The following is a 25,569-nucleotide window of genomic DNA, read 5'->3' on the forward strand; positions in this document are numbered from 1 at the left end:
TTAGGCTTGCCTTACCTCTGTCTCGAGCCCGTGGGCGCGGCGGATCACGTCGACGAAGCCGTCCATGATCTCGGTGAGCCCGAAGTCCTTGGGCGTGTAGACCGCAGCGACCCCGCGCTCGATCAGCGCCCGCGCGTCGGAGGCCGGGATGATGCCGCCGACGATCACGGGCAGGTCGCCCAGCCCGGCGGCGGCGAGGCCGTCGAGCACGTCGGGCACCAGCTCCATGTGCGAGCCGGACAGGATCGAGAGCCCGACGAGGTGGACGTCCTCGGCCACCGCGGCGGCGACGATCTGCTCGGGCGTGAGCCGGATGCCCTGGTAGATCACCTCGAACCCGGCGTCGCGGGCGCGTACGGCGACCTGCTCGGCGCCGTTGGAGTGCCCGTCGAGCCCCGGCTTGCCGACGAGCACCCGCAGCCGGCCGCCGAGCTCCTCGCCGGTGCGGCGCACCCGCTCGCGCACCGCGGTGAGCTCCTCACCCGCGTCGGCCACGCCCACGGCGCCGCTGACACCGGTGGGGGCGCGGAACTCGCCGAAGACCTCGCGCAGCGTGCCGGCCCACTCCCCCGTCGTCGCTCCCGCGCGGGCCGCGACCAGCGTGGGGTGCATCAGGTTGGCGTCGGTCTTCGCCGCCTCGGCCAGCGCGGCGAGCGCCTCGGCCACGGCGGTCTCGTCGCGCTCGGCGCGCCACGCCTCGAGGCTGGCCAGCGCCGAGCGCTCGGCCTCGGGGTCGGCGGCCTGGATGGCGGCGTCGAGGTCGGCGGTCAGCGGGGACGGCTCGGTCGTCTCGAACCTGTTGACGCCGACGACGACCTCCTCGCCGGACTCGATCCGGGCGCGGCGCGCGGCGTGGGCGGAGACGAGGTTCTGCTTCATGTAGCCCGACTCGACGGCGGCGATGGCGCCGCCCATCGCCTGGACCCGGTCGATCTCGGCCCGGGCGCCCTCGACGAGCTCGGCCACCTTCGCCTCGATCACGTGGCTGCCGTCGAAGATGTCGTCGTACTCCAGCAGGTCGGACTCGTAGGCGAGCACCTGCTGGAAGCGCAGCGACCACTGCTGGTCCCACGGTCGCGGGAGGCCGAGGGCCTCGTTCCACGCGGGCAGCTGCACGGCGCGGGCGCGGGCGTCCTTGGACAGCGTGACGCCGAGCATCTCGAGCACGATGCGCTGGACGTTGTTCTCGGGCTGCGCCTCGGTGAGGCCGAGCGAGTTGACCTGGACGCCGTAGCGGAAGCGGCGCATCTTGGAGTCCTGCACGCCGTAGCGCTCGCGGGTGATCTCGTCCCACAGCTGCACGAACGCGCGCATCTTGCAGGTCTCCTCGATGAAGCGGACACCGGCGTTGACGAAGAAGGAGATCCGGCCGACGACCTTCTCGAAGTCGTCCTCGGAGACCTGCCCCGAGCCCTTCACCTGGTCGAGCACGGCGATCGCGGTGCACATCGCGTAGGCCAGCTCCTGCACGGGCGTCGCGCCGGCCTCCTGCAGGTGGTAGCTGCAGATGTTGATCGGGTTCCACTTCGGGATCTCGTGGACGGTGTAGGCGATCACGTCGCCGATCAGCCGCAGCGACTGCTCGGGGCCGAAGACGTAGGTGCCCCGGGAGAGGTACTCCTTGATGATGTCGTTCTGCGTCGTGCCGGCGAGCAGGTGGGCGACCTCGTCGGGCGCGAGGTCGGGGTTCTGCTCCTCGGCGACCACCTGGTACATCGCGAGCAGCCACATGGCCGTCGCGTTGATCGTCATGGAGGTGTTCATCTCCGTCAGCGGGATGTCGCGGAAGAGCTTGCGCATCTCGCCGAGGTGCGGGACGGGCACGCCGACCTTGCCGACCTCGCCGCGGCTCAGCGGGCTGTCGGGGTCGTAGCCGGTCTGCGTCGGCAGGTCGAAGGCGACGCTCAGGCCGGTCTGGCCCTTGGCCAGGTTGGTGCGGTAGAGCGCGTTGGAGGCCTCGGCGGTGGAGTGGCCGGCGTAGGTGCGCATCACCCAGGGGCGGTCCTTCTGGTGGACCGGAGCCGCAGATTCCGTCATGGCGACACAGTAGGACGGCGGTTACCCGCCAGTCATCGCCGCGGACTGTGACTGATGCCTCACCCGGGAGGGCGTCAGGCGCTCGCGGCCGCCCGCTCGACCTCGATGGCGTGGGCGAGGCGGGTCAGGTGGGCCATCCGCCGCACGGCGGGGCCGGGGTTGCGGACGGTGAGGTGGTGTCCCGACAGCCAGGCGTGACGGGTGGCGACCACCAGCACGCGGAGGGCGGTGGCGTCGATGGTGGACACGTCGGTCATGTCGATGACCACGTCGTCGTCGAGGCCGTCGATGTGCTCGTAGATGGCGTTGCGCACCTCTCCGGTGCTGCGCACGTCGAACGCTCCGTGGAGGACGAGCGTGTGACCGTCCGAGACGATGTCCATCCGGTGCTCCTCACCGGCGTCCCCCGACGCCTGCTGTGACTGGTGTCACCCCTACTGACGTAGTTGTACCCCGCGGGGTTGCACCCGCGCCTCATCTTTTCCGGCGAGTCCGGCCCGTTAGGCTCCGTCCATGGTCAACCTGACGCGCATCTACACCCGCACCGGTGACGCCGGCCGCACCCGGCTCGGCGACATGAGCGAGACCTCGAAGACCGACCCGCGGCTCGAGGCGTACGCCTGCGTCGACGAGGGCAACGCCCACATCGGCGTGGCCCTGGCCCACGGCGCGACGGACGGCGGACTGGACGACGACGTCGTCGAGGTGCTCACGCGGGTGCAGAACGACCTCTTCGACGTCGGCGCCGACTTCTGCACGCCGGTGGTGCCCGACCCGGAGTACCCCCCGCTGCGGGTGGAGCAGGACTACGTCGACCGCCTCGAGGCGTGGTGCGACCACTACAACGAGCACCTGCCCGCCCTGCGGTCGTTCATCCTCAACGGCGGCACCGTCGCCGCGGCAAACCTGCACGTGGCGCGGACGGTGGTGCGCCGTGCCGAGCGGGCCGCGTGGGCGGCCTGGGCCGAGCACGAGGAGACGATGAACATCCTCGCCATCACCTACCTGAACCGGCTCTCCGACCTGCTCTTCATCCTCGCCCGCCACGCCAACCGCGCCAACGGCGACGTGCTGTGGGTGCCCGGCGGCGAGCGCTGACCCCGTGCGCTGGGCCTAGGGCCCCTCGGCCGCGGCCGGCCGCTCCCCCGTCCGCTGCTCGCGGGCCGCGGGCACGACGAGCGCGGCCGGCACCAGCAGCAGCGCGACCATCAGCAGCGCGTCGAGCGTCCCGACCCGGTCGCCGACGAACCCGAGGAGCGGCGGTCCGGCGAGGAACGCCGCGTAGCCGATCGTCGAGACCACGCTCACCCGCGCGGCCGCCCGGGCCGGGTCGTCGGCGGCAGCGCTCATCCCGACGGGGAAGCCCAACGAGGCACCGAGCCCCCACAGCACGATGCCGGTGACCACCAGGGCCGGGTGGTCGGCCAGCACGATGAGCAGCACCCCTGCAGCGGCGACGAGCATGGTGCCCCAGAGCACCGCCACCCGGCCGAACCGGTCGATGAGCCCGGTGCCGGCGAGGCGGCCCGCGGTCATCGCCAGCACGAAGACTGCGAAGCCCGCGACGCCGACGGCGTGGGAGACGTCGTGGCCGTCGACGAGCGCGACGGCGAGCCAGTCGTTGGCCGTGCCCTCGGTCATCGCCAGCGCAAGCACCATCACACCGATGAGGAGGGTGCGCGGCTCCAGCCACGCGCGCGCTGCCGACCCGGCGGTCTCCTGGTGCCGCTCGGCCACGGGCAGGAACGACGGCGACGAGCGCCACACCAGCGCGACGGCCGCCACGACGACCCCGACGAGGTGCACCGCGGCGGGGACGCCGAGCTCGATCAGCAGCGCGCCCCCGAGCGCGCCGACGACGGTGCCCGCGCTGAAGCCGGCGTGGAACCGGGGCATGATCGTGCGCCGCAGCCCGCGCTCCACCTCGGCGCCCTCGACGTTCATCGCCACGTCCCACACGCCGATGCCGAGGCCGTAGACGACCAGGCCGGCGACGGTGACCGCGAGCAGGTGGCCCAGGCCGAGCGCCGCGGCCGCCATGCCGAGCCCCGCCGCGGCGGCCCCGAGCCGTACGACGCGCACGGTGCCCAGCGCGTTGATGGCGGCGCCCGTCGTGGGCAGGGCGAGCACGGAGCCGAGCGCGATCGCGAGGAGCACGAGCCCGAGCTGGCCGTTGGTGAGGTCGAAGCCCGAGCGGACCTCCGGGATGCGGGAGACCCAGCTGGCGAAGACGAGGCCGTTGAGGAAGAACGTCAGCCCGACCGCGTTGCGGGCGAGCCTCAGCGCGGGCACGTTACTGGCGCCGGTTCCAGTCGGTGCCGGGCGGGCCCGACTCCAGCCACGACTGGAAGCCGGTGAGCGACGCCTCGCTCATCGCGATCTCCAGCGGCTCCCCGTCGTAGCGGCAGCTCGCCACCACGTGGCCGGCGTAGAGCGACATCTCCTCGGCGCCCGCCGGCGAGCGGCGACCGGCGTACTCGAGGTGGTCGCGCGCCCAGACGCACTTGGGGCGCGGCGACAGCGAGAAGATCCGGAACCACTCCAGCGTCTGGCCGGAGTAGCGGCCGATGCCCAGCAGCCAGCCGCGGCCCGGGTGGTCGGAGTGCGCCCGGTAGCTGAGCTCGAAGGTGCCACCGTGACGGGCGAGGAGGCGCCGCCGGACGATCAGGGTGATGCCGTAGAGCAGGACGAGGAGAAGGCAGAGCCCGACGATGTCGAGCGCCCATTCCCAGACCGGCATCCACACCCTCCGAAACGCAGTGAGCGCACGAACCAACCGGTTCGTGCGCTCACCCTAGCGAGTCAGTTCCCACGCCTCGTCAGGAGGCCCGCTCCACGGCGCGGATCCGCGCCTCGGCGCGCCGCACGGCCTCCTTGGCCGCGTCGTCGTTCTCGCCGGAGGACTGGGCCCGCTCGAGCTCCTGGCGTGCCTTCTCCAGGTCGATCTCGTGCGACATCTCGGCCCGCTCCGACAGGATCGAGACCCGGTTGTCGGCCACCGACAGGAAGCCGGCGTCGACCGCGGCGATCCAGGTCTCCCCGTCCACCGTCTGCACGTCCACCACGCCCTCGATGATCGAGGACAGCAGCGGCGCGTGGTTGGGCAGGATGCCGACGTCGCCCTCGGTGGTGCGGGCGATGACCATCGTGGCCTGGCCCGACCAGACGAGCCGGTCGGCAGCGACCAGCTCGACCTGGAGGGACTTGTCGGTGGCGGCCATCAGAGCGTCTTCTGGATCTCGGCCCACTTCTTCTCGACGTCGTCCAGACCGCCGCACATGAAGAAGGCCTGCTCGGCCACGTGGTCGTACTCGCCGTCGGCGATCTTGTTGAACGCCTCGATGGTGTCGACCACCGGGACGGTCGAGCCCTCGATGCCGGTGAACTGCTTGGCCACGTAGGTGTTCTGCGACAGGAACCGCTGGATGCGACGGGCCCGGGAGACGATGACCTTGTCCTCCTCGGAGAGCTCGTCGACACCGAGGATCGCGATGATGTCCTGGAGCTCCTTGTTGCGCTGCAGGATCTGCTTGATCCGCACGGCGCAGCGGTAGTGCTCCTCGCCGATGTACTGCGGGTCGAGGATCCGCGAGGTCGACGTCAGCGGGTCGACGGCCGGGTAGATGCCGAGCGAGGCGATCTCTCGCGAGAGCTCGGTGGTGGCGTCGAGGTGCGCGAACGTCGTGGCGGGCGCCGGGTCGGTGTAGTCGTCGGCCGGCACGTAGATCGCCTGCATCGAGGTGATCGAGTGACCACGCGTCGAGGTGATGCGCTCCTGCAGCTGGCCCATCTCGTCGGCGAGGTTGGGCTGGTAGCCCACCGCGGACGGCATGCGGCCGAGCAGCGTGGAGACCTCGGAGCCGGCCTGGGTGAAGCGGAAGATGTTGTCGATGAAGAGCAGCACGTCCTGCTTCTGCACGTCGCGGAAGTACTCCGCCATCGTCAGCGCCGACAGGGCGACCCGCAGGCGCGTGCCCGGCGGCTCGTCCATCTGGCCGAAGACGAGGGCGGTCTGGCCGATGACGCCGGCCTCCTCCATCTCGACGATGAGGTCGTTGCCCTCACGGGTGCGCTCGCCGACACCGGCGAACACCGACACACCACCGTGGTCCTTGGCGACGCGGGCGATCATCTCCTGGATGAGCACGGTCTTGCCGACGCCGGCACCACCGAACAGGCCGATCTTGCCGCCCTGGACGTAGGGGGTGAGCAGGTCGATGACCTTGATGCCGGTCTCGAACATCTGGGTCTTGGACTCCAGCTGGTCGAACGCCGGCGCCTTGCGGTGGATGCCCCACCGCTCCTTGACGTCGAGCGTCTCGCCCTCGGCCAGGTTGAGGCAGTCACCCGTGGTGTTGAACACCTTGCCGAGCGTGGCGTCGCCGACCGGCACGGTGATGGACTCACCGGTGTCGGTCACCTGCGCACCGCGGACGAGGCCGTCGGTGGGCTTCATCGAGATGGCACGGACCATGCCGTCACCGATGTGCTGGGCGACCTCGAGGGTGATCGTGGTGGTCTCGCCGCTCAGGGTCAGGTCGACCTTCAGGGCGTTGTAGATCGCCGGCATGGCGTCGGTCGGGAACTCGATGTCCACGACCGGGCCGATGACGCGCGTGATGCGACCGACCGAGCCGGCGTTGCCGCTCGTGGTGGTCTCTTCAACAGTGGCAGTCATTTCTCTCACTCACTCCCGGCGTTGGCGTCGGCAAGGGCGTTGACGCCACCGACGATCTCGCTGATTTCCTGGGTAATGCCGGCCTGGCGGGCCTGGTTGGCGATTCGCGTGTACTTCTTGATGAGCTCGTCGGCGTTGTCCGTCGCGGACTTCATCGCCTTCTGACGGGCGGCGAGCTCGGAGGCAGCCGCCTGCAGCAGGGCGAAGAAGATCCGGCTCTGGACGTAGCGCGGCAGCAGGGAGTCGAGCACGTCGGACGGAGACGGCTCGAACTCGTAGAGGGGCAGCAGGTCGCCCTCGGCGGGCGGCTCCGTGCCCTCGACGACCTCGAGCGGGAGGAGTCGTACGGCCGTGGGCTCCTGGCTGAGCATCGAGCGGAACCGCGTGAAGACCACGTGGACCTCGTCGACCGGCCGGGCGTCGGTGTCGTCGTCCTCGTCAGCGAGGAACGCCGCGATCAGCGTGGCGCCGATCTCGGCCGCGACGTCGTAGGTGGGCTGGTCGGAGAAGCCCGTCCAGGCCTGCACGACGGCGCGCTGACGGAACTTGAAGTAGGCCTCACCCTTGCGACCGCTGGTGTAGAGGTCGACGTCCTTGCCCTCGCCCTTGAGCTTCTCGACGAGACGCTCGGCCTCCTTGAGCACGCTCGAGGAGTAGGCGCCGGCCAGGCCGCGGTCGGAGGTGACCACCAGGACGGCGGCCCGCTTGGGGTCCTCCGGCTCGGTGGTCAGCGCGTGGTCGACGTTGGAGAACGTCGCCACGGCCGACACGGCGCGGGTCAGCTCGCGGGCGTAGGGCGCAGCCGCCTGCGCCCGCTGCTGGGCCTTGATGATCCGCGAGGCAGCGATGAGCTCCATCGCACGCGTGATCTTCTTCATCGACTCCGTCGACTTGATCCGCGCGCGGTACTCGCGTACGGAGAGGGCCATTGCGTCAGCTCCGCTTCTGCTTGACGATCTGCTCCTGCTCGACGTCCTCGTCCTCGAGGGCGACGTGCTCTTCCTTGCCGGCCTTGATGCTCTGGCCGTCGGAAGTCTCGAACTGGTCGAGGAAGGAGTCGTAGGCGCTCGCCAGCTCGGCGTCGGCGTCGTCGTCGAACTTCGAGGTCTCACGGATGCCGGCGAGGATGCCCTCGTGGCTGCGCCGCAGGTAGTCGAGGAACTCGTGCTCGAAGCGCAGCACGTCGTCGGTCGGGACGCGGTCGAGGCGGCCGGTGGTGCCGAGCCACAGCGAGGCGGTCATCTCCTCGACCGGGTACGGCGAGTACTGCGGCTGCTTGAGCAGCGCCATCAGCCGCTGGCCGCGGTCGAGCTGCTGGCGCGAGGCCGCGTCGAGGTCGGAGGCGAACATGGCGAACGCCTCCATCGCGCGGAACTGCGCCAGGTCGACCTTGAGCGAGCCGGTGACGGCCTTCATCGCCTTGGTCATCGCCGAGCCACCCACGCGCGAGACCGAGACGCCCACGTCGATGGCGGGGCGCTGGTTGGCCGCGAAGAGGTCGGACTGCAGGAAGATCTGGCCGTCGGTGATCGAGATGACGTTGGTCGGGATGAACGCCGAGACGTCGTTGGCCTTGGTCTCGATGATCGGCAGGCCGGTCATCGAGCCCTTGCCCATCTCGTCGGACAGCTTCGCGCAGCGCTCGAGCAGCCGGCTGTGCAGGTAGAACACGTCGCCCGGGTACGCCTCGCGGCCCGGCGGGCGGCGCAGCAGCAGCGACACGGCGCGGTAGGCCTCGGCCTGCTTGGTGAGGTCGTCGAAGACGATGAGGACGTGCTTGCCCTCGTACATCCAGTGCTGGCCGATGGCCGAGCCGGTGTAGGGGGCGAGGTACTTGAAGCCGGCCGAGTCGGACGCCGGGGACGCCACGATGGTGGTGTACTCCAGGGCGCCGGCCTCCTCGAGCGCGCCACGCACGGAGGCGATGGTCGAGCCCTTCTGGCCGATGGCGACGTAGATGCAGCGGACCTGCTTGTCCGGGTCGCCGGACTCCCAGTTGGCCTTCTGGTTGATGATCGTGTCGATCGCGATCGTGGTCTTGCCGGTCGCGCGGTCGCCGATGATCAGCTGGCGCTGGCCGCGGCCGATCGGGGTCAGGGCGTCGATCGCCTTGATGCCGGTCGCGAGCGGCTCGTGGACCGACTTGCGCTCCATCACGGACGCGGCCTGGAGCTCCAGCGGACGACGACCGGAGGTCTCGACGTCGCCGAGGCCGTCGATCGGGGTGCCGAGCGGGTCGACCACGCGGCCGAGGTAGCCGTCGCCGACCGGGACGGAGAGGATCTCGCCCGTGCGGCGGACCGCCTGGCCCTCCTCGATCTTGTCGAAGTCACCGAGGACCACGACGCCGATCTCGCGGGTGTCGAGGTTGAGGGCGATGCCCAGCGTGCCGTCCTCGAACTCGAGCAGCTCGTTGGCCATGACCGAGGGCAGGCCGCTGACGCGGGCGATGCCGTCGCCGGCCTCCGCGACGGTGCCGACCTCTTCCGTGGTCGCCGTGTCGGGCTTGTAGTCGGACACGAAGCGCTGGAGCGCGTCCCGGATCTCGTCCGGACGGATGGAAAGCTCCGTCATCTCATCTCACCTGTTCCTGGTCTGGTCTGCTCGAAGGTTCTGGGTGGTGCTGGTGGCGTGCCTGGCGCCGGGGTGCTCAGCCGGCGAGGCGGCGGCGGGCTTCGTCGAGACGGCTGGACACCGTCCCGTCGATGACGTCGTCACCGGTCTCGACGCGGATGCCGCCGATGACCTCGGGGTCGACGACGACGTTGAGGTGGATCTGCCGCCCGTAGTTGCGCGAGAGGGCGTCGGCCAGCCGCTGGCGGTCGGCGTCGGAGAGGGGCCGCGCGACGCGGACGGTCGCGACCCCCTGGTCGCGGACCTCGGCGGCCACCTTCTGGTAGTCGGCCAGGGCCACCCCGACCGTGCGGTAGCTGCCGGACAGCGACTGCTGCACCAGCGCCACCGTCGCCGGGAGCACCTTGTCCCCCAGCAGGTCGGCCAGCAGGCGCGACTTGTCGTCGCGGCTGCGGGCCGGGTCGGACAGCGCGTCGCGCAGCCCGGGGTTGTCCTTCACGACCTGTCCGAAGGCGAACAGCTCGTCCTCGAGCCGACCGGCGTCGCCGCCGGCCGACTTGACCACCGAGACCACGCCGAGACGCTCGAGGGCGTCGGCGAGGTCGCGGCCGGAGGTCCAGCGCTGCGCGACCGCGATGGTGACCACGGCCAGCGCAAGGTCGGACACCTTGCCGGAGAGCACCTCGCGGAGCAGCCCGGCCTTGGCGTCGCTCTCGATCGACGCGTCGGTCATGACCCGCCGCAGGGCGGGCTCGGCGCGGAGCAGGTCCGCCACGCCGAACAGCTCCCGACCGACGGTCCCCGCGTCACCGGCGCCCGTGAGGGCACCGGCGGTGGCGGAGTACGCGTCGGCAGACGCACCTCGGAACATCAGTTGACACTCCCTGCAGTGGTGCCGCCCCGCGCCTCGAGCTCGGAGAGGAACCGGTCGACCACGCGGCTCTGGCGAGCCTCGTCGTCCAGGCTCTCGCCGACGATGCGGCCGGCCAGGCCGGTCGCCAGGGCGCCGACCTCGGCCCGCAGCGAGGTGACCGCCTGCTGGCGCTCGGCCTCGATCTGCGTCTTGCCGTGCTCCACGATCCGGGTGGACTCGGCCTGGGCCTGCTCCCGCATCTCGGCGATGATCGCGGCACCCTGCTCGCGCGCCTCCTCACGGATGCGCGCCGCCTCGTGCCGGGCGTCGGCGAGCTGCTTCTCGAGCTCGGCGAGCTTGGCGTCGGCCTCGGCCTGCTTGGACTCGGCCGCGCTCAGCCCACCCTCGATGGCCGCCGTGCGCTCCGCGAACGTCTTCTCGAACATCGGGACGACGAACTTCGTCACGAGGACATAGAGGATCGCGAAGACGATGAGGGCGAGGATGACCTCTGACCAGACCGGCATCACCGGACTGTGGGTCTCGCCCTCCGCCGCCGCCAGGACGATGTGGTCCATGAGTCGAACTCCTACGGTCTAGAGCTGGGGTGCGACGGTCGTCAGAGAGGCAGGACGAACGCGAGCGCGACGGTGATGATGAAGAGCGCCTCGGCGAGAACGAAGCCGAGAATCGCGATCGACTGCAGACGGCTCTGGGCCTCGGGCTGACGCGCGACACCGGAGATGAACGCGGCGAAGATGAGGCCGATGCCTACGCCGGGACCGATGGCGGACAGGCCGAGACCGACCAGGTTGATGGAGCCTTCCACGGCTTTTCCTTTCGTCGGCGACGCGTCTCTCGCGCCGCTGTTTGGCGAAACTTGTGGGTGGTGCGGATCAGTGCTCGTCGGCGAGGGCCTCGCCGATGTACATCGAGCTCAGGAGGGTGAACACGTAGGCCTGGAGGAACATGACCAGCATCTCCAGGAAGCTGACGCCGATGCCGAGCCCGAAGGACAGCACGCCGACGGCGCCGTAGAGGATGTTGCCGCTGGCCAGCAGGGCCGCACCGCCGGTCGCGAACAGGATCAGCAGCAGGTGGCCGGCGAACATGTTGCCGAACAGACGCAGCGTGAGCGTGACCGGGCGGATGATGATGTTGGAGAAGAACTCCAGGGGCACGAGCAGCAGCAGGATCGGACCCTTGACGCCGCCGGGCATGGTGGCGTGCTTGAGGTAGCCGAGCGGGCCGTGCTTCCAGACGCCGGCGCCGACGTAGATCACCCAGCTCAGGAGGGCGAGCGGGACGATGAAGCCGATGCGCGAGAAGCTGGGGAACTGCAGGAAGGGGATCACGCCGTAGTAGTTGTTCACCAGGATGAAGGTGAACAGCGTGAAGAGGTAGGGCACGAACTTCATGTAGTGCTCGCTGCCGATGTTGTCGCGAGCCATGTTGTTGCGCACGAAGCCGTAGATCATCTCGCCGGCGAACTGCAGGCGGCCCGGCACGAGCGAGGCGTTGCGCGCGGCGAGGTAGAAGAACCCGAAGACCAGCACGGCCGACAGCACGAGCAGCACCATCGGCTTCGTGACGTCACCGAAGATCGGCGGCAGCTCGAAGCTCCCGGGGCCGGGGGCGTGGAATCCCGAACCGCCCTCTGCCGCGACAGGCTGGCTGATGATCACTCCGACTCCTCGTTGCTCGTGTTGCTCGTCGTGTTACGCGTGTTGCTCGTGGTGCCGCCGTCGTGCTCCTGCTCGGCCGCCGTCTGGCGGTTGAGCTGCACGACCATCATGTAGGTGCCCAGCGCGCCTCCGAGCAGGACCCCCGCCGCCACGAGGAAGCGGGTGTCCAGCCACTGGTCCAGCAGCCAACCGACCGCCCCGTAGAAGAGCACCCCCGCCACCAGGTAGCTGGGGGCACTGATGCGCGACGGCTGGGAGGAAGAGGCACCGGACTCGGCCATGGCGCTGCGGACTTTAGCAGTCGAGGCACTCACGACTCACCCCCGGGGAGGTCGAAGTAGGGCGTGCGCTGCCGTGCGGTGAGCACGAGGTGCGCGGCGGTCCACAGCACGGTGGCGAGCACCATCGACGCGGCCAGCCAGCCGCGGGCCTGGTCACCGGGGAACAACCCGCCCCGGGTGATGGCCAGGAACACCAGCAGCACGATCGCCAACTGGGTCGCGTAGGTCACCAGGGCGACCAGCAGGGACGCGGTCGGCATCGCGCTGGCGACGAGGTGCAGCGACAGGGTGCCGAACGACACGACCAGCACCACCAGGCCCGCCCCCACGGCGGCGGCAGCGGCGGCCTCGGCCCCGTGCACGAGGGCGGCGACGGCCACCAGCAGGGCGCCGGCGAGCACCGTCGTGAGCGCTGCACCGACGACGACCCGGACACCCGGCACGAGGCTGCTGCGGCGGGTGCTCGCGCTGCTCTCGGTCGTCATGTCGGCGGCCTGTCTGTCTGGTGCGGGCGATGCGTGTTCGCGGGGGGTGAACTGCTCGTGAAAACTATCACAAAGTCACCGAAGGGCTGAATTCACGGACCCACCGCGGGCTCGTCGGCCCGCCCCTCGACCGTCGCGTTGTGGGGCAGCCCGGTGTCGCCGAGGCCGGTCTTGCGCGGGCGGTGCAGCTTGGGCAGCACGAAGGTCAGGGCGACCGCCAGCGCCAGCATGGTGCCCACGCCCCACCACACCCACGCGGAGTCGAACAGGCTCACCACGACCGCGCCGGTGGCGATGGTGAACGCCCACGTCCACATGATCAGCACCGCGCGGCGCTGCGAGTGGCCGATCTCGAGGAGCCGGTGGTGCAGGTGCTGCTTGTCGGCGCTCATCGGCGAGCGGCCCGCGCGCGTGCGTCGTACGACGGCCAGCACCAGGTCGACGATCGGGACCATCAGCAGCGAGATCGGCAGCAGCACCGGCAGCACGGTCACGAACAGGCTGTTGCCGGTCGTGACGGGCATGCCGACGAACTGGCCGGTGAGGGTCAGCGCGCTCGCCGAGAGCACGAGACCGATCAGCATCGAGCCGGAGTCGCCCATGAACAGCCGCGCCGGGTGGAAGTTGTGGGGCAGGAAGCCCGCGCACGCCCCGGCCAGCGCGGCGCTCAGCAGCGCCCCAGTGGTCGCGAGCGTGAGGTTGGCCTGCGCCGAGGCGAAGTAGCAGTAGAAGAAGAACGCGGCCGCGCCGATGCCCACCACGCCGGCGGCCAGCCCGTCGAGGCCGTCGACGAAGTTGACGGCGTTCATCGTGCCGATCACCACGACCAGGGTGAGCACCGCCCCCTGGACGTCGTCGAGGGAGAACTGTGTGCCGTCGGCGCCCGGGAAGTAGTAGAAGCGCACCCCCATCGCGACCAGCAGCCCGGCGGCGAGCACCTGCCCGCCCAGCTTGGTCAGGGCGTCGAGCTCGAAGATGTCGTCGATGACGCCGACGGCGCACACCAGCGCCCCGGCGATCAGCACCACCCCGGCGTCCTTGAAGACGAAGCCCTCGCTGCGCTGGCCCAGGAAGGGCAGCTCGCGGGCCACGAGGTAGGCGGCGGAGAGGCCGCCGAGCATGGCCAGGCCGCCGAGGTAGGGAATCGGCTCGGCGTGCACGTCGCGGTCGCGGACCGCGGCCACCGCGCCGGTACGCAGGGCGATCTCGCGGGCGATGACGGTCAGCAGGTAGGTCACCGAGAGGGCGACCAGAAAGACGAGGAGGTACTCCCGCATCCGCCTAACCCTGGTCCTCGAGCACGACGCCGTGCTCCTCGATCGCCGCGTTGAGCTGCGCCAGGGAGAGCGCGCCGAGGCGCAGCACCCGCCCCTCCGGCACCGTGACGTCGACGATGGTGGACGCCGCGCCGCCCGGCGACGCGCCCGCGTCGACGATGACGGCCACCGCGTCGCCGAGCATCTCCTCGGCCTGGTCGGCGTCGGTGGCCGCGGGCCGCCCGGTGAGGTTGGCCGAGCTGACGGCCAGCGGGCCGGTGCGCTCGAGCACGGCGAGCGCGACCTCGTCGTCGGGCATCCGCACCGCGACGGTGCCGCGGGTCTCGCCGAGGTCCCACATGAGCGAGCCCTGCTGGTGGCACACGAGGGTGAGCGGGCCGGGCCAGAACTCCTCGACCAGGGTGCGCGCCCACGGCGGGACCCGCTCCGCGAGCGCGTCGAGAGTGGTGGCGGCCGAGACGAGCACCGGCGGCGGCATGTCGCGACCGCGGCCCTTCGCCTCGAGGAGCCGCCGCACGGCGTCGTGGGAGAACGCGTCGGCGGCGATGCCGTAGACGGTGTCGGTGGGGATGACCACCAGCTCGCCACGGCGAACGGCGCCGGCGGCGGCGCTCACCGCCGCCTCCCGCTCCTCCTCGGTCGAGGTCGCAAGCCTGTCCACGGCGCTCATCGTGCCAGCCGCGCGGTGAGGAAGCGCGCCCGACCCGCGAGGTCACGGTGGTCGCGGACCTCGAGCCACCGGCCGGTGGCGGCGAAGACGCCCGGCCCCGACTCGCCCTGGACGTCGGCGTGCTCGGCCCCCACCACTCCCCCGGGCCGCAGCAGCACCGCCGCGCGCCGCTCGAGCAGCCGCATCGCGTCGAGGCCGTCCTGGCCGGAGAACAGCGCGAGGTGCGGGTCGTGGTCGCGGGCCTCCACGGCCACCGACTCCCACGCCTCCAGCGGGATGTAGGGCGGGTTGCAGACCACGACGTCGACGGTGCCGGCGAGGTCGTCGAAGGCGTCGAAGGCGTCACCGAGGCGCAGGTCGACGTCGGCCAGGTTCTCCTGCGCGTAGCGGAACGCGTCGCGGCTGAGCTCGACCGCGTGCACGTCGGCGTGCGGCACCTCGTCCTTGACCGCCGCGGCGATCGCCCCCGAGCCGGTGCACAGGTCGACCACCACCGGGACGTGGGGGACGGCGAGCGCCTGCTCGATGGCCCAGCCCGCGAGGAGCTCGGTCTCGGGCCGCGGCACGAAGACCCCGGGGCCCACGGCGAGCTCGACGTGGCGGAAGGCGGCGGTGCCGGTCAGGTGCTGCAGCGGCTCGCGGGCGGCCCGGCGCGCCACCAGCGCGTCGTAGGCCGCCTCCTGCTCGGGGGACAGGGCGTCGACGAGCGGCAGGCGGCCCAGCGGGACGTCCAGGACGTGGGCCAGCAGCAGGTCGGCGTCGCGCTCGGGCGAGGCCACCCCCGCCTCGCGCAGGCGCTCGGCCGCGGCGCGGCGCAGCTGCCTCACGACTCGAGCGCCGCGAGCCTGGCGGCCATGTCGGTCTCGACGCACGAGTCGAGCACCGGCTGGAGGTCGCCGTCGAGCACCTGGTCGAGGTTGTAGGCCTTGTAACCGGTGCGGTGGTCGCTGATCCGGTTCTCGGCGAAATTGTAGGTGCGGATCCGCTCGGAGCGGTCGACGGTGCGCACCTGCGAGCGGCGGGCCTGGCTGGCCTCCGCGTCGGCGGCGTCCTGCGCGGCCGCGAGCAGCCGCGCGCGCAGGATGCGCATGGCCTGCTCCTTGTTCTGCAGCTGGCTCTTCTCGTTCTGGCAGCTCACCACGATACCGGTGGGCAGGTGGGTGATCCGCACGGCCGAGTCGGTGGTGTTGACGCTCTGCCCACCGGGGCCGCTGGAGCGGAAGACGTCGATGCGCAGGTCGTTGTCGTCGATGGTGACGTCGACCTGCTCGGCCTCGGGCATGACGAGGACGCCCGCGGCCGAGGTGTGGACGCGGCCCTGCGACTCGGTGACCGGCACGCGCTGCACGCGGTGCACGCCGCCCTCGAACTTGAGCAGGGCGTACGGCGCCCGGCCGGGCTCGACGGTGCCGCGGGCCTTGACGGCGGCGGTGACGGACTTGTAGCCGCCGAGGTCGGACTCGGTCGCGTCGAGGATCTCCACGCTCCAGCCGCGGGTCTCGGCGTAGCGGGAGTACATCCGCAGCAGGTCGCCGGCGAAGAGCGCGGACTCCTCGCCGCCCTCCCCCGACTTGATCTCGAGCAGGGCGTCCTTGCCGTCGGCAGCGTCGCGGGGCACCAGCAGCCTCCGCAGGCGCTCCCCCGCAGCCTCGCGGCGGACCGCGAGGTCGTCCGCCTCGTCGGCGAAGGCGGGGTCGTCGGCGGCGAGCTCGCGCGCCGCCTCGATGTCGTCGCCGAGCTGCAGCCACTCCTGCCACGTCGAGACGACCGCCGTCAGCTCGGCGTAGCGCTGGTTGAGCTGCTTGGCCAGGCGCTGGTCGGCATGGGTCTCGGGGAGCGAGAGGCGCCGCTCGAGGTCGGCGTGCTCCTCGCGCATGCCCTCGACGGCCTCGAACATCGGGTGGCTCCTCGGGTCGGACGTGGGGCGGTGGGGACGGTGGGGACGACGGCAGACGACAAGGCGCCGGCCACCCGCTCGAAGCGGGCGACCGGCGCCTGACGTGGGCTACTTCTTCTCGGCCGGGGCCTTCTTGGCGTAGCGGGCCTCGAAGCGGGCGACGCGGCCGCCGGTGTCGAGGATCTTCTGCTTGCCGGTGTAGAACGGGTGGCACTGCGAGCAGACGTCGGCGCGGATCGTGCCGGAGGTCGCGGTGCTGCGGGTCGTGAACGACGCACCGCAGGTGCAGGTCACCTGGGTCTCGACGTACTCGGGGTGGGTGTCCTTCTTCATGGATGTCCTCTCGAAGTGTTCCGGGTCGCCCGCGTGGATCGCGTAGTGACGTGAACCGGAACCGGCGTACAAGTGTGCCACCGGTCTGAACAACGGCGCCAATCCCCAGATTCCCCGACCGGGGACGCGCGCCGCCTGAGCCCGTCAGCGGCCGCTGACGACCTTGGTCACGGCCTGCTGGGAGTCGGCCGCGGCGAGCCTCTTGCGGATCTCGCCGACCACCGCGCCTTCGGCCGGGGCGAGCAGCCTCTCCTCGTGCCGGGTGCCCGAGGCGGTCACGTCGACGGCCGGGACGATGCCCTTGGCGGCCCGCTCGGCGCTGAGCGCGAGCTCCCAGTTCTCGGTGCCGGCGATCTCCTCGAGGAAGAACTCGTCGGTCGCCGACCGGGTGCCCACGGCCACCGTCGCGAGGACGGTCAGCGAGCCGCCGTCCTCGATCGTGCGGGCGGCGCCGAAGAACTCCTTGGTCGGGTGCACCGCGGACGCGTCGACGATGCCGGCCAGCACGCGGCCGTTGGCGGGCGCGGCCAGGTTGTAGGCCCGGCCGAGGCGGGTCAGCGAGTCGAGCAGCACGACCACGTCGTGGCCGAGCTCGACGAGTCGCTTGGCCCGCTCGATCGCCAGCTCGGCGACCAGCGTGTGGTCGGCGGGCTGCCGGTCGAACGTCGACGCCACGACCTCGCCCTTGACCGCGCGCTGGAAGTCGGTGACCTCCTCGGGGCGCGCGTCGACCAGCACGACCATCACGTGGCACTCGGGGTTGTTGGTCGTCACCGACTGCGCGATCGACTGGAGCAGCGACGTGGCGCCCGTGCGGGGCGGGGTCAGGATCAGCCCACGCTGGCCCTTGCCCACCGGCGCGGCGATGTCGATGACCTTGCCCGTGAGGTTGTCGTCACCGGTGGCCAGGCGCAGCCGCTGGTAGGGGTGCACCGGCACGGCGTCGGAGAACTGCGGCCGCTCCTTGGCCCCGTCGGCCTCGGTGCCGTTGACGCTGTCGATGCGGACCATCGGGTTGAACTTCTCGCGACGCTCCCCCTCGCGGGGCTGGCGCACCTGGCCCACGACGGCGTCACCACGGCGCAGGTGGTACTTGCGCACCATCGACAGCGACAGGTAGACGTCCTCGGGCCCGGGCAGGTAGCCCGAGGTGCGCACGAACGCGCAGTTGTCGAGGACGTCGAGGATGCCGGCCGCGGGCACCAGCACGTCGTCCTCGAGGATCGTGGTGTCGGGCTCGTTGCGGGCGCCGCCCTGGCGGGTGGCCGTGCGGTCGCGGCCGCGGCGGCGCCGGTTGCGGCGGCTGCCGCCCTCGCCGTCCTCGTCGTCGTCGGCGTGCTGGCCCTGCTGGTGGTGCTGGCCCTGCTCCTGCTGGTCCTGGCGATCGTGCCGGTCCTGCCTGTCCTGGCGGTCCTGGCGGTCCTGCCGGTCCTGGCGGTCCTGGCGGTCCTGCCTGTCCTGGCGGTCCTGCTTGCCCTGGCCCTGCTGGTCCTGGTGCTTCTGCTTGCCCTGCTTCTGACCCTGCTGGTCCTGCTGCTGCTTCTGCTTGCCCTGCTTCTGACCCTGCTGCTTGTCCTGCTTGTCCTGCTGCTGGTCCTGCTTCGGGTCCTGCTTCGGGTCCTGCGCGTCGGCCTTCCGCTGCTCCTGCTGGCCGCCCGCACGCTGCTCGGACGGCTGCCCCTGCGGCTGGTCCGCCCGGTCGTGCTGCTGGTCCGGCGCCTGCTCGGCCTGCTGGTCCGGCGCCTGCTCGGGACGCTGGCGGTCGGCCTGCTGCTCGGCCTGGCGCTGCTTGCGGGTGCGGGTGCGCACGGTCGTCTGCACGGCCGTCCGGGCGGCCGGCTCCTCGCCGCCGGACTGCGCCGCCGGGCGCTCCTCGGTGCGCGACTCCTGCGGGGACTGCTCGACCGCGCGGGCCTCGGGACCCGGCTCCGCGGCCGGTGCCGGCTCGGCGGCGGCCCGCTCGGGCCGGGCCTCGGTGCGGGGCTTCTCGGCGGTCTTCTCGGCGGGCGCGCCTCCCGACTGGTGGGCCCGGATGGCCTCGACGAGCTGCGCCTTCTTCATCGCACCGGCGCCGGCGATGCCGAGGCCGGCCGCCATCGACTTGAGGTCGGCGAGCAGCATCGAGCTGAGGCCGCCGGATCGCTTGGCGGGCTTGGTCGCCGCGGTGGTGCCGGCCGTCTCGGGGGCGGCGTTGTCCGCAGGGGCGGCGGGGGTCTCGGTCACGTGGATCCTTCGCACGTTGCGTCGCCCGCGAGGCCGTGGAGGCGGGTCGCGAGGCGGATGGTGGGCGCCCGTCCACACGGACCTCGAGGAGGCACGGGGTCCGGGACGAGCAGGTACGCCGAACGGCGCGCGGTCAGGTTAGCAGGAGCGCGCCGCGGGGCTCGATCGACAGGTCGTGGCAGGCCCAGCCGTCGGGACAGGCGGCGGTGAGCGCGGAGGTGTCGGCCGTGCCGAAGGCCAGGACCGTCGGCCCCGCGCCCGACACCACGGCCGGCACGCCGTCGGCGCGCAGGCGGCGCACGAGCGCGAGCGTGTCGGGCATCGCCGGCTCGCGCCGGTCCTGGTGGAGCCAGTCGCGGGTCGCGGCGAGCAGGTGCTCGGGCTGGCCGGCCAGCGCCGCCACCAGCAGCGCCGCGCGGCCCGCGTTGGCGGCGGCGTCCGCGTGGGGCACGGTCGCGGGCAGCAGCCCCCGGGCGAGGGACGTCTCGACCCCGGTGGGCGGGACGAAGACGACGGCGGTGACCCGCGGGTCGACGCCCACGCGCACGGCGTACCAGTGCCCGTCCTCGCGGCCCGAGACGACGAAGCCGCCGTAGAACGCGGGCGCGACGTTGTCGGGGTGGCCCTCGAGGTCGGCGGCGAGGTCGAAGAGCGCGTCGTCGGAGGCGAGCAGCTGCCCGCCGGGCACGAGCGCGCGGGCGAGCGCCACGCCGGCCACGATGGCCGCCGAGGAGGAGCCCAGGCCACGGGCGTGCGGGATCACGTTGCGACACGACAGCCGCAGGCCGGGCGGCTGCTGGCCCATCAGGTCGAAGGCCGCCCGCATGGCGCGGACGACCAGGTGCGACTCGTCGCGGGGCACCCCGTCGGCGTCTGCTCCGTCGACCTCGACGACCAGGCCCTCGGGCAGCACCTCGGCCTCGAGCTCGTCGCGCAGCGACAACGCCATGCCGAGGGAGTCGAAGCCGGGGCCGAGGTTGGCCGAGGTCGCCGGGACCGAGACCCGCACCGGGCCGGCGACGAACTGGCCCATCAGGCCAGGCCGGCTGCTGCTGCGGCGGCGTCCACCTCGGCGTCGATCACCGTGTCGACGATGTCGCCGCAGGACTCCAGCGCGGTCGCGGTGTCCTTGAGGCCGTGCCCGGTGACCGTGATCGCCACGGTGACGCCCGTGAACACCTGTCCGGACTCCAGCGCCGCGAGCAGCCCGGCGACGCCCGCCGCCGAGGCGGGCTCGACGAAGACGCCGTCGTTGCGGGCCAGCTCGAGCTGCGCGGAGAGGATCTGCGCGTCCGAGAGCGCGGCGAAGCCACCCTCGGACTCCTTGGCCGCCTGCTCGGCGAGGTGCCACGAGGCGGGGTTGCCGACGCGGATCGCGGTCGCCTTGGTCTCGGGGTCGGGGAACGGCTCGCCGGTCACCAGCGGAGCGGCTCCCTCGGCCTGGAAGCCGAGCATCCGCGGCCGCCGGGTCGCGCGGCCGAGCTCGGCGTACTGCTGGTAGCCCAGCCAGTAGGCGGAGATGTTGCCGGCGTTGCCGACCGGCAACAGGTGCAGGTCGGGGGCGTCGCCGAGGAAGTCGACGATCTCGAACGACGCGGTCTTCTGGCCCTGGAGGCGCACCGGGTTGACGGAGTTGACCAGCTCGACGGGGTAGCCCTTCGACAGCCCGATCGCCATCGCCAGGCAGTCGTCGAAGTTGCCGCGCACCATGATCACCTGCGCACCGTGCACGACCGCCTGGGCGAGCTTGCCGGCCGCGATCTTGCCCTCGGGGATGAGCACCAGGGGCTTGAGTCCCGCCTTGGCGGCGTAGGCGGCCATCGACGCCGAGGTGTTGCCGGTCGAGGCGCACACGACGGCCTCGGCACCGAGGTGGCGGGCGTGGGAGATCGCGGCGGTCATGCCCCGGTCCTTGAAGGAGCCGGTCGGGTTGTCGCCCTCCACCTTGAGCCACACCTGGGCGCCGGTCAGCCCCGAGAGCCACTCGGAGTGCACGAGCGGCGTGCCGCCCTCGCGCAGGGTCACCGCGGGCATGTCCTCGGGGAGGTCGAGCAGGTCGCGGTACTCCTCGATCACCCCGCGCCACTGAGGGGTGGTCGTGCTCGCCTGCGTGCTCATTCGTCTCCTCCCTCGACGCGCATCACCGAGGTGACCTCGCGCACGATGTCCATGCTGCGGAGCTGGTCGACGGTCGCCCGGAGGGCGGCGTCGGGTGCGGTGTGCGAGACGACGACGAGCTGCGCGTCCGCGCCGCGGCCCTCCTGGCGCACCGTCTGGATGGAGACGTCGTGGTCGGCGAAGGCGTTGGCCACCGCTGCCAGCACGCCTGCACGGTCGTCGACGTCGATCGCCACGTGGTAGCGGGTGAGGGTCTCCCCCATCGGCTGGACCGTGCGGTCGGCGTAGGCCGACTCGCCCGCGCCGCGGGTCTCGGCGAGCCGGTTGCGGGCGACCGTGACGAGGTCGCCCAGCACCGCGCTCGCGGTCGGCGCGCCGCCGGCGCCCGGCCCGTAGAACATCAGCTGCCCCGCGGCCTCCGACTCGACGAACACCGCGTTGAAGGCCTCGCGCACGCTGGCCAGCGGGTGGGAGCGCGGGATCATCGCCGGGTGGACGCGGGCGGCCACCTGCTCCTGCCCGTCCGGTCCGCGGCGCAGCTCGCAGATCGCCAGCAGCTTGACGACCGCGCCCATGTCGCGGGCGCTCGCGACGTCGGCCGCGGTCACCTCGGAGATGCCCTCGCGGTGCACGTCGGCCGCCGTGACCCGCGAGTGGAAGGCCAGGCTGGCCAGGATCGCGGCCTTGGCCGCGGCGTCGAAGCCCTCGACGTCGGCGGTCGGGTCGGCCTCGGCGTAGCCGAGCTCCTGGGCCTCCTCGAGCGCCTCGGAGAAGCCCGCGCCGGAGGTGTCCATCTTGTCGAGGATGAAGTTGGTCGTGCCGTTGACGATGCCCAGCACCCGGGTCACCCGGTCGCCGGCGAGCGACTCGCGCAGCGGCCGCAGGATCGGGATGGCGCCGGCGACGGACGCCTCGTAGTAGAGGTCGCGCTCGGCCTTGGCCGCCGCCTCGAACAGCGTCGGCCCGTCCTCGGCGAGCAGGGCCTTGTTGGCCGTCACCACGCTGGCGCCGTTGTCGAGCGCGGCGAGGATCAGCGACCGGGCGGGCTCGATGCCGCCGATCACCTCCACGACGAGGTCGACGTCGTCGCGGGACACCAGGCCGTGGGCGTCGGTGGTCAGCAGGCCCTCGGGAACGTCGACCTCGCGGGGCGCGTCGAGGCGTCGTACGGCCACGCCGACGAGCTCGACCGGCGCGCCCACGCGCGCGGCCAGGTCGTCGTGCTGCTCGGCCAGCAGCCGCACCACCTGCGACCCCACCGCACCACAGCCCAGGACGGCGACGCCCAGGCGCCGCTTGTCACCCTCACTCATCAGAGAACACCCACATCGGTCGCCAACAGGTCGGCCACAGTCTCTCGTCGCAACACGGTGAAAGTCTTCCCGTCCCGAACTCCGATCACCGGAGGACGCAGCGCGTGGTTGTAGTTGGACGCCATGGATCTGCAGTAGGCGCCGGTGCCGGGCACCGCGACGAGGTCGCCGGGGCGCACGTCGGCGGGCAGGAACTCGTCCTTCACGACGATGTCGCCGGCCTCGCAGTGCTTGCCCACGACCCGCGACAGCGCCGGCGGCGCAGCGGAGGACCGGGAGGCGACGGTGGCGGAGTAGTCGGCGTCGTAGAGGGCGGTGCGGATGTTGTCGCTCATCCCGCCGTCGACCGAGACGTAGGTGCGCCGCGCGCCGCCGTCGAGGGCGACCTCCTTGACGGTGCCGACCTCGTAGACGGTGCACATCGACGGGCCCACGATCGCCCGGCCGGGCTCGATCGACAGGCGCGGGACGGCCACCGCGAGGGCGCGGCACTCGTGCTCGACGATCGCGGTGATCTCGGCGGCGAGCCGGGCGGGGTCGGATGGGTCGTCCTGGGTCGTGTAGGCGATGCCGAAGCCGCCACCGAGGTCCATCTCGGGCATCTCGACACCGAGCTCGGCGCCGACGCGGGCGTGAAGTGCGAGCACCCGGCGGGCCGCGACCTCGAAGCCCGAGGTGTCGAAGATCTGGCTGCCGATGTGGGAGTGCAGCCCCAGCAGGCGCAGCCCCGGGGCCTCGTGCACGCGTCGTACGGCCTCGAGGGCGTCGCCGCTCGCGATGGAGAAGCCGAACTTCTGGTCCTCGTGGGCGGTGGCGATGTACTCGTGGGTGTGGGCCTCGACGCCCGCGGTCACCCGCACCATCACTCCGGTCGTGCGGCCGAGCTCGGCGGTGACGGACGCGAGCCGCTCGACCTCGTGGAAGGAGTCGACGATGACGCGGCCGACGCCGAGCTCGACGGCACGCTCGAGCTCGCCGAGCGTCTTGTTGTTGCCGTGGAAGCCGACCCGCTCCATCGGGAAGCCGGCCCGCTCGGCGACCGTCAGCTCCCCACCCGAGCAGACGTCGAGCGAGAGGCCGTCGTCGGCGAGCCACCGGGCGACGGTGGTGCAGAGGAAGGCCTTGCCGGCGTAGTAGACGTCGTAGCCGGCGAAGGCGTCGCGGAAGGCCGCGGCGCGGCTGCGGAAGTCGGCCTCGTCGAGCACGTAGGCCGGGGAGCCGTGCTCGCGGACGAGCTCGGGCAGCGGCACTCCCCCGACGCTCAGGACGCCGTCGGCCTTGGCCGCGGTGCGCGACCAGAGCAGCGGCACGAGCGCGTCGGGGTCGCTCGGCTCGCGCAGCCACTGCGGCCCGCGCAACGCACCGTCAGCGTGGGCCCAGCCGGACGGGTGCGCGGTGGGCACGCCCGCTCACATCCTCTCGGGAGCCGAGACGCCGAGCAGGTCGAGGCCGTTGGCCAGCACCACCCGGGTGGCGTCGACGAGCATCAGGCGCGCCCGGTGCAGGTCGCTGACCTCCTCGTCGCCGCGCGGGAGCACCCGGCAGCTGTCGTAGAAGCGGTGGTAGGTGCCGGCCAGCTCCTCGAGGTAGCGCGCGACGCGGTGCGGCTCGCGCAGCTCGGCGGCCGCCTTGACCACGCGCGGGAACTCCGCCAGCGCGCGCAGCAGCTCGCCCTCCTTCTCGTGGGTGAGCAGGTCGGGGTGGGACTCGGCCGTGACCCCGAGGTCGGCGGCGTTGCGCATCAGGCTCGAGACCCGGGCGTGGGCGTACTGGACGGTGTACACCGGGTTGTCGTTGGTCGCGCGCGACCAGAGGTCGAGGTCGATGTCGATGGGGCTGTCGCTGTGGTAGCGGGCCAGGGCGTAGCGGCTGGCGTCGACCCCGATGGCGTCGACGAGGTCGTCGATGGTGACGACCGTGCCGGCGCGCTTGGACATCCGCATCGGCTCGCCGTCCTTGAGCAGGTTGACCATCTGCCCGATGAGGATCTCCAGGTTCTTGCCCGGCTCGTCGCCGAAGGCGCTGCACATCGCGTTCATCCGGCCGACGTAGCCGTGGTGGTCGGCGCCGAGCATGATGAAGCAGCGGTCGAAGCCGCGCTCACGCTTGTCGAGGTAGTAGCCGAGGTCGCCGGAGATGTAGGCCGGGGTGCCGTTGGACCGGATGATCACGCGGTCCTTGTCGTCGCCGTACTTCTCGGTGCGCAGCCACAGCGCGCCGTCGGCCTCGTAGGTGTTGCCCATCTCGGTCAGCCGCTCGATCGCGCGCTCGACCGCGCCGGAGTCGTGCAGCGACTTCTCGTGGAAGTAGACGTCGAAGTCGACGCCGAAGTCGTGCAGCGACTTCTTGATCTCCTCGAACATCATCTCGACGCCCACCTCGCGGAAGACCTCCTGTGCCTGGGCGTCGTCGAGGTCGGTGACGTCGGGGCGCTTGGCGACGACGGCGGCGGCGATGTCGTGGATGTACTGCCCGCCGTAGCCGTCCTCCGGGGCCGGCTTGCCCCGGGCGCTGGCGAGGAGCGAGGAGCTGAAGCGGTCGATCTGGGCACCGTGGTCGTTGAAGTAGTACTCCCGCGTCACGTCGGCGCCGGTCTTCTCGAAGATCCGGCCCAGCGCGTCGCCGACCGCCGCCCAGCGCACGCCACCGAGGTGCAGCGGCCCGGTCGGGTTGGCGGAGACGAACTCGAGGTTGATCTTCTCGCCGGCGAAGGCGTCGGACGAGCCGTAGTCGGCCCCGGCCGCGACGATGTCGGCGGCCACCTGGCCCTGCGCGCCGGCCTCGACGGTGATGTTGAGGAAGCCCGGACCGGCGATCTCGACCTCGGCGATGCCGTCGGCCGCCCGGAGGCGCTCGGCGACGAGGTCGGCGAAGGCGCGTGGGTTGGTGCCCGCCTTCTTGGCGAGCTGGAGCGCCACGTTGGTGGCGTAGTCGCCGTGCCCCTTCTGCCGGGGTCGCTCCACCGTGACCTGGGCCGGCACGCCGTCGGGGAGCGTGACCGCGCCGTCGGCCACGAGGGCCTCCAGCGCATCGACGATGGTCGAGGAGAGCTGATCGGGGTTCACCTGACAAGCCTATCGGCGCCGCCTCCGGCGGGCCGAGCGGGTTTCACGCCCTGGCCCGCGGACCGCCCGCGGCGCTGCCC

The 25,569-nt window shown here is 71.8% G+C and carries 26 protein-coding genes; 1 reads left to right on the forward strand and 25 read right to left on the reverse strand.

Annotated elements, in window-relative coordinates:
• Entirely contained in the window at nucleotides 1-2,037 is a 2,037-nt protein-coding gene (locus tag AC4H2S_RS16600) for a protein meaA (RefSeq protein ID WP_491498086.1), read from the reverse strand.
• Between the two features lie 74 nt (nucleotides 2,038-2,111).
• Complete coding sequence (locus tag AC4H2S_RS16605; protein WP_491498087.1) at nucleotides 2,112-2,420, reverse strand: STAS domain-containing protein; 309 nt, start codon at nucleotides 2,418-2,420, stop codon at nucleotides 2,112-2,114.
• Nucleotides 2,421-2,550: 130 nt separating this feature from the next.
• Here AC4H2S_RS16605 and AC4H2S_RS16610 point away from each other — a divergent pair, with 130 nt between their 5' ends.
• A complete protein-coding gene (locus tag AC4H2S_RS16610) occupies nucleotides 2,551-3,135 on the forward strand; it encodes a cob(I)yrinic acid a,c-diamide adenosyltransferase (RefSeq protein ID WP_491498088.1) in 585 nt (194 codons plus the stop codon).
• Nucleotides 3,136-3,150: 15 nt separating this feature from the next.
• Here the strand turns inward: AC4H2S_RS16610 and AC4H2S_RS16615 are convergent, their stop codons facing one another.
• The 23 genes from AC4H2S_RS16615 to argS form a co-directional block, all read right to left on the reverse strand.
• Nucleotides 3,151-4,329, reverse strand: a complete 1,179-nt coding sequence (locus AC4H2S_RS16615; protein ID WP_491498089.1) for an MFS transporter — start codon at nucleotides 4,327-4,329, stop codon at nucleotides 3,151-3,153.
• A gap of 1 nt (nucleotide 4,330) precedes the next feature.
• A complete protein-coding gene (locus AC4H2S_RS16620; protein WP_491498090.1) occupies nucleotides 4,331-4,777 on the reverse strand; it encodes a DUF2550 domain-containing protein in 447 nt (148 codons plus the stop codon).
• Nucleotides 4,778-4,856: 79 nt separating this feature from the next.
• Entirely contained in the window at nucleotides 4,857-5,258 is a 402-nt protein-coding gene (locus AC4H2S_RS16625; RefSeq protein WP_491498091.1) for a F0F1 ATP synthase subunit epsilon, read from the reverse strand.
• Nucleotides 5,258-6,715 carry a F0F1 ATP synthase subunit beta gene (gene atpD / locus AC4H2S_RS16630; RefSeq protein WP_491498092.1) on the reverse strand — a complete coding sequence of 486 codons (1,458 nt, stop codon included), beginning with the start codon at nucleotides 6,713-6,715 and terminating at the stop codon, nucleotides 5,258-5,260. The genes AC4H2S_RS16625 and atpD overlap by 1 nt, the downstream gene beginning before the upstream one ends.
• A gap of 5 nt (nucleotides 6,716-6,720) precedes the next feature.
• Nucleotides 6,721-7,644 (reverse strand): F0F1 ATP synthase subunit gamma, encoded by a 924-nt coding sequence (locus AC4H2S_RS16635; protein WP_491498093.1) that lies wholly within the window; start codon nucleotides 7,642-7,644, stop codon nucleotides 6,721-6,723.
• A gap of 4 nt (nucleotides 7,645-7,648) precedes the next feature.
• Nucleotides 7,649-9,289 carry a F0F1 ATP synthase subunit alpha gene (atpA, locus tag AC4H2S_RS16640; RefSeq protein WP_491498094.1) on the reverse strand — a complete coding sequence of 547 codons (1,641 nt, stop codon included), beginning with the start codon at nucleotides 9,287-9,289 and terminating at the stop codon, nucleotides 7,649-7,651.
• Between the two features lie 76 nt (nucleotides 9,290-9,365).
• Complete coding sequence (locus AC4H2S_RS16645; RefSeq protein ID WP_491498095.1) at nucleotides 9,366-10,160, reverse strand: F0F1 ATP synthase subunit delta; 795 nt, start codon at nucleotides 10,158-10,160, stop codon at nucleotides 9,366-9,368.
• On the reverse strand, nucleotides 10,160-10,720 hold the full coding sequence (locus AC4H2S_RS16650; RefSeq protein WP_491498096.1) for a F0F1 ATP synthase subunit B: 561 nt from the start codon (nucleotides 10,718-10,720) through the stop codon (nucleotides 10,160-10,162). Before AC4H2S_RS16650 ends, AC4H2S_RS16645 begins: the two co-directional genes overlap by 1 nt.
• A 41-nt stretch (nucleotides 10,721-10,761) precedes the next feature.
• Nucleotides 10,762-10,971, reverse strand: coding sequence for an ATP synthase F0 subunit C (gene atpE, locus AC4H2S_RS16655; protein WP_030482691.1), 210 nt, complete (start codon nucleotides 10,969-10,971; stop codon nucleotides 10,762-10,764).
• 67 nt (nucleotides 10,972-11,038) lie between these two features.
• Nucleotides 11,039-11,827, reverse strand: a complete 789-nt coding sequence (gene atpB, locus AC4H2S_RS16660; RefSeq protein WP_491498097.1) for a F0F1 ATP synthase subunit A — start codon at nucleotides 11,825-11,827, stop codon at nucleotides 11,039-11,041.
• On the reverse strand, nucleotides 11,824-12,108 hold the full coding sequence (locus AC4H2S_RS16665) for an AtpZ/AtpI family protein (RefSeq protein ID WP_491498098.1): 285 nt from the start codon (nucleotides 12,106-12,108) through the stop codon (nucleotides 11,824-11,826). Before AC4H2S_RS16665 ends, atpB begins: the two co-directional genes overlap by 4 nt.
• 29 nt (nucleotides 12,109-12,137) lie before the next feature.
• Nucleotides 12,138-12,593 carry a hypothetical protein gene (locus tag AC4H2S_RS16670; protein ID WP_491498099.1) on the reverse strand — a complete coding sequence of 152 codons (456 nt, stop codon included), beginning with the start codon at nucleotides 12,591-12,593 and terminating at the stop codon, nucleotides 12,138-12,140.
• Nucleotides 12,594-12,685: 92 nt separating this feature from the next.
• Nucleotides 12,686-13,870 carry an MraY family glycosyltransferase gene (locus tag AC4H2S_RS16675; protein WP_491498100.1) on the reverse strand — a complete coding sequence of 395 codons (1,185 nt, stop codon included), beginning with the start codon at nucleotides 13,868-13,870 and terminating at the stop codon, nucleotides 12,686-12,688.
• Between the two features lie 4 nt (nucleotides 13,871-13,874).
• On the reverse strand, nucleotides 13,875-14,540 hold the full coding sequence (locus AC4H2S_RS16680; protein ID WP_491498101.1) for an L-threonylcarbamoyladenylate synthase: 666 nt from the start codon (nucleotides 14,538-14,540) through the stop codon (nucleotides 13,875-13,877).
• The gene (gene prmC, locus AC4H2S_RS16685) at nucleotides 14,537-15,367 is read right to left on the reverse strand and encodes a peptide chain release factor N(5)-glutamine methyltransferase (protein ID WP_491498102.1); all 831 of its coding nucleotides are present in this window, start codon (nucleotides 15,365-15,367) and stop codon (nucleotides 14,537-14,539) included. The genes AC4H2S_RS16680 and prmC overlap by 4 nt, the downstream gene beginning before the upstream one ends.
• A complete protein-coding gene (prfA, locus tag AC4H2S_RS16690) occupies nucleotides 15,364-16,437 on the reverse strand; it encodes a peptide chain release factor 1 (protein ID WP_491498103.1) in 1,074 nt (357 codons plus the stop codon). Before prfA ends, prmC begins: the two co-directional genes overlap by 4 nt.
• A 108-nt stretch (nucleotides 16,438-16,545) precedes the next feature.
• On the reverse strand, nucleotides 16,546-16,770 hold the full coding sequence (rpmE, locus tag AC4H2S_RS16695; protein ID WP_491498104.1) for a 50S ribosomal protein L31: 225 nt from the start codon (nucleotides 16,768-16,770) through the stop codon (nucleotides 16,546-16,548).
• A 144-nt stretch (nucleotides 16,771-16,914) separates the two neighbouring features.
• On the reverse strand, nucleotides 16,915-18,993 hold the full coding sequence (gene rho / locus AC4H2S_RS16700) for a transcription termination factor Rho (RefSeq protein ID WP_491498105.1): 2,079 nt from the start codon (nucleotides 18,991-18,993) through the stop codon (nucleotides 16,915-16,917).
• Nucleotides 18,994-19,126: 133 nt separating this feature from the next.
• Nucleotides 19,127-20,026 carry a homoserine kinase gene (gene thrB, locus AC4H2S_RS16705; RefSeq protein WP_491498106.1) on the reverse strand — a complete coding sequence of 300 codons (900 nt, stop codon included), beginning with the start codon at nucleotides 20,024-20,026 and terminating at the stop codon, nucleotides 19,127-19,129.
• Nucleotides 20,026-21,111, reverse strand: coding sequence for a threonine synthase (gene thrC / locus AC4H2S_RS16710; RefSeq protein WP_491498107.1), 1,086 nt, complete (start codon nucleotides 21,109-21,111; stop codon nucleotides 20,026-20,028). The genes thrB and thrC overlap by 1 nt, the downstream gene beginning before the upstream one ends.
• On the reverse strand, nucleotides 21,108-22,424 hold the full coding sequence (locus AC4H2S_RS16715) for a homoserine dehydrogenase (RefSeq protein WP_491498108.1): 1,317 nt from the start codon (nucleotides 22,422-22,424) through the stop codon (nucleotides 21,108-21,110). Before AC4H2S_RS16715 ends, thrC begins: the two co-directional genes overlap by 4 nt.
• Nucleotides 22,424-23,827: a diaminopimelate decarboxylase gene (gene lysA, locus AC4H2S_RS16720; RefSeq protein WP_491498109.1), complete on the reverse strand. Its 1,404-nt coding sequence runs from the start codon at nucleotides 23,825-23,827 to the stop codon at nucleotides 22,424-22,426. The genes AC4H2S_RS16715 and lysA overlap by 1 nt, the downstream gene beginning before the upstream one ends.
• Nucleotides 23,828-23,833: 6 nt before the next feature.
• The gene (gene argS, locus AC4H2S_RS16725; RefSeq protein WP_491498110.1) at nucleotides 23,834-25,489 is read right to left on the reverse strand and encodes an arginine--tRNA ligase; all 1,656 of its coding nucleotides are present in this window, start codon (nucleotides 25,487-25,489) and stop codon (nucleotides 23,834-23,836) included.
• Nucleotides 25,490-25,569 lie beyond the last annotated feature (80 nt).

Source organism: Nocardioides sp. Z13_37 (genome assembly GCF_058355585.1).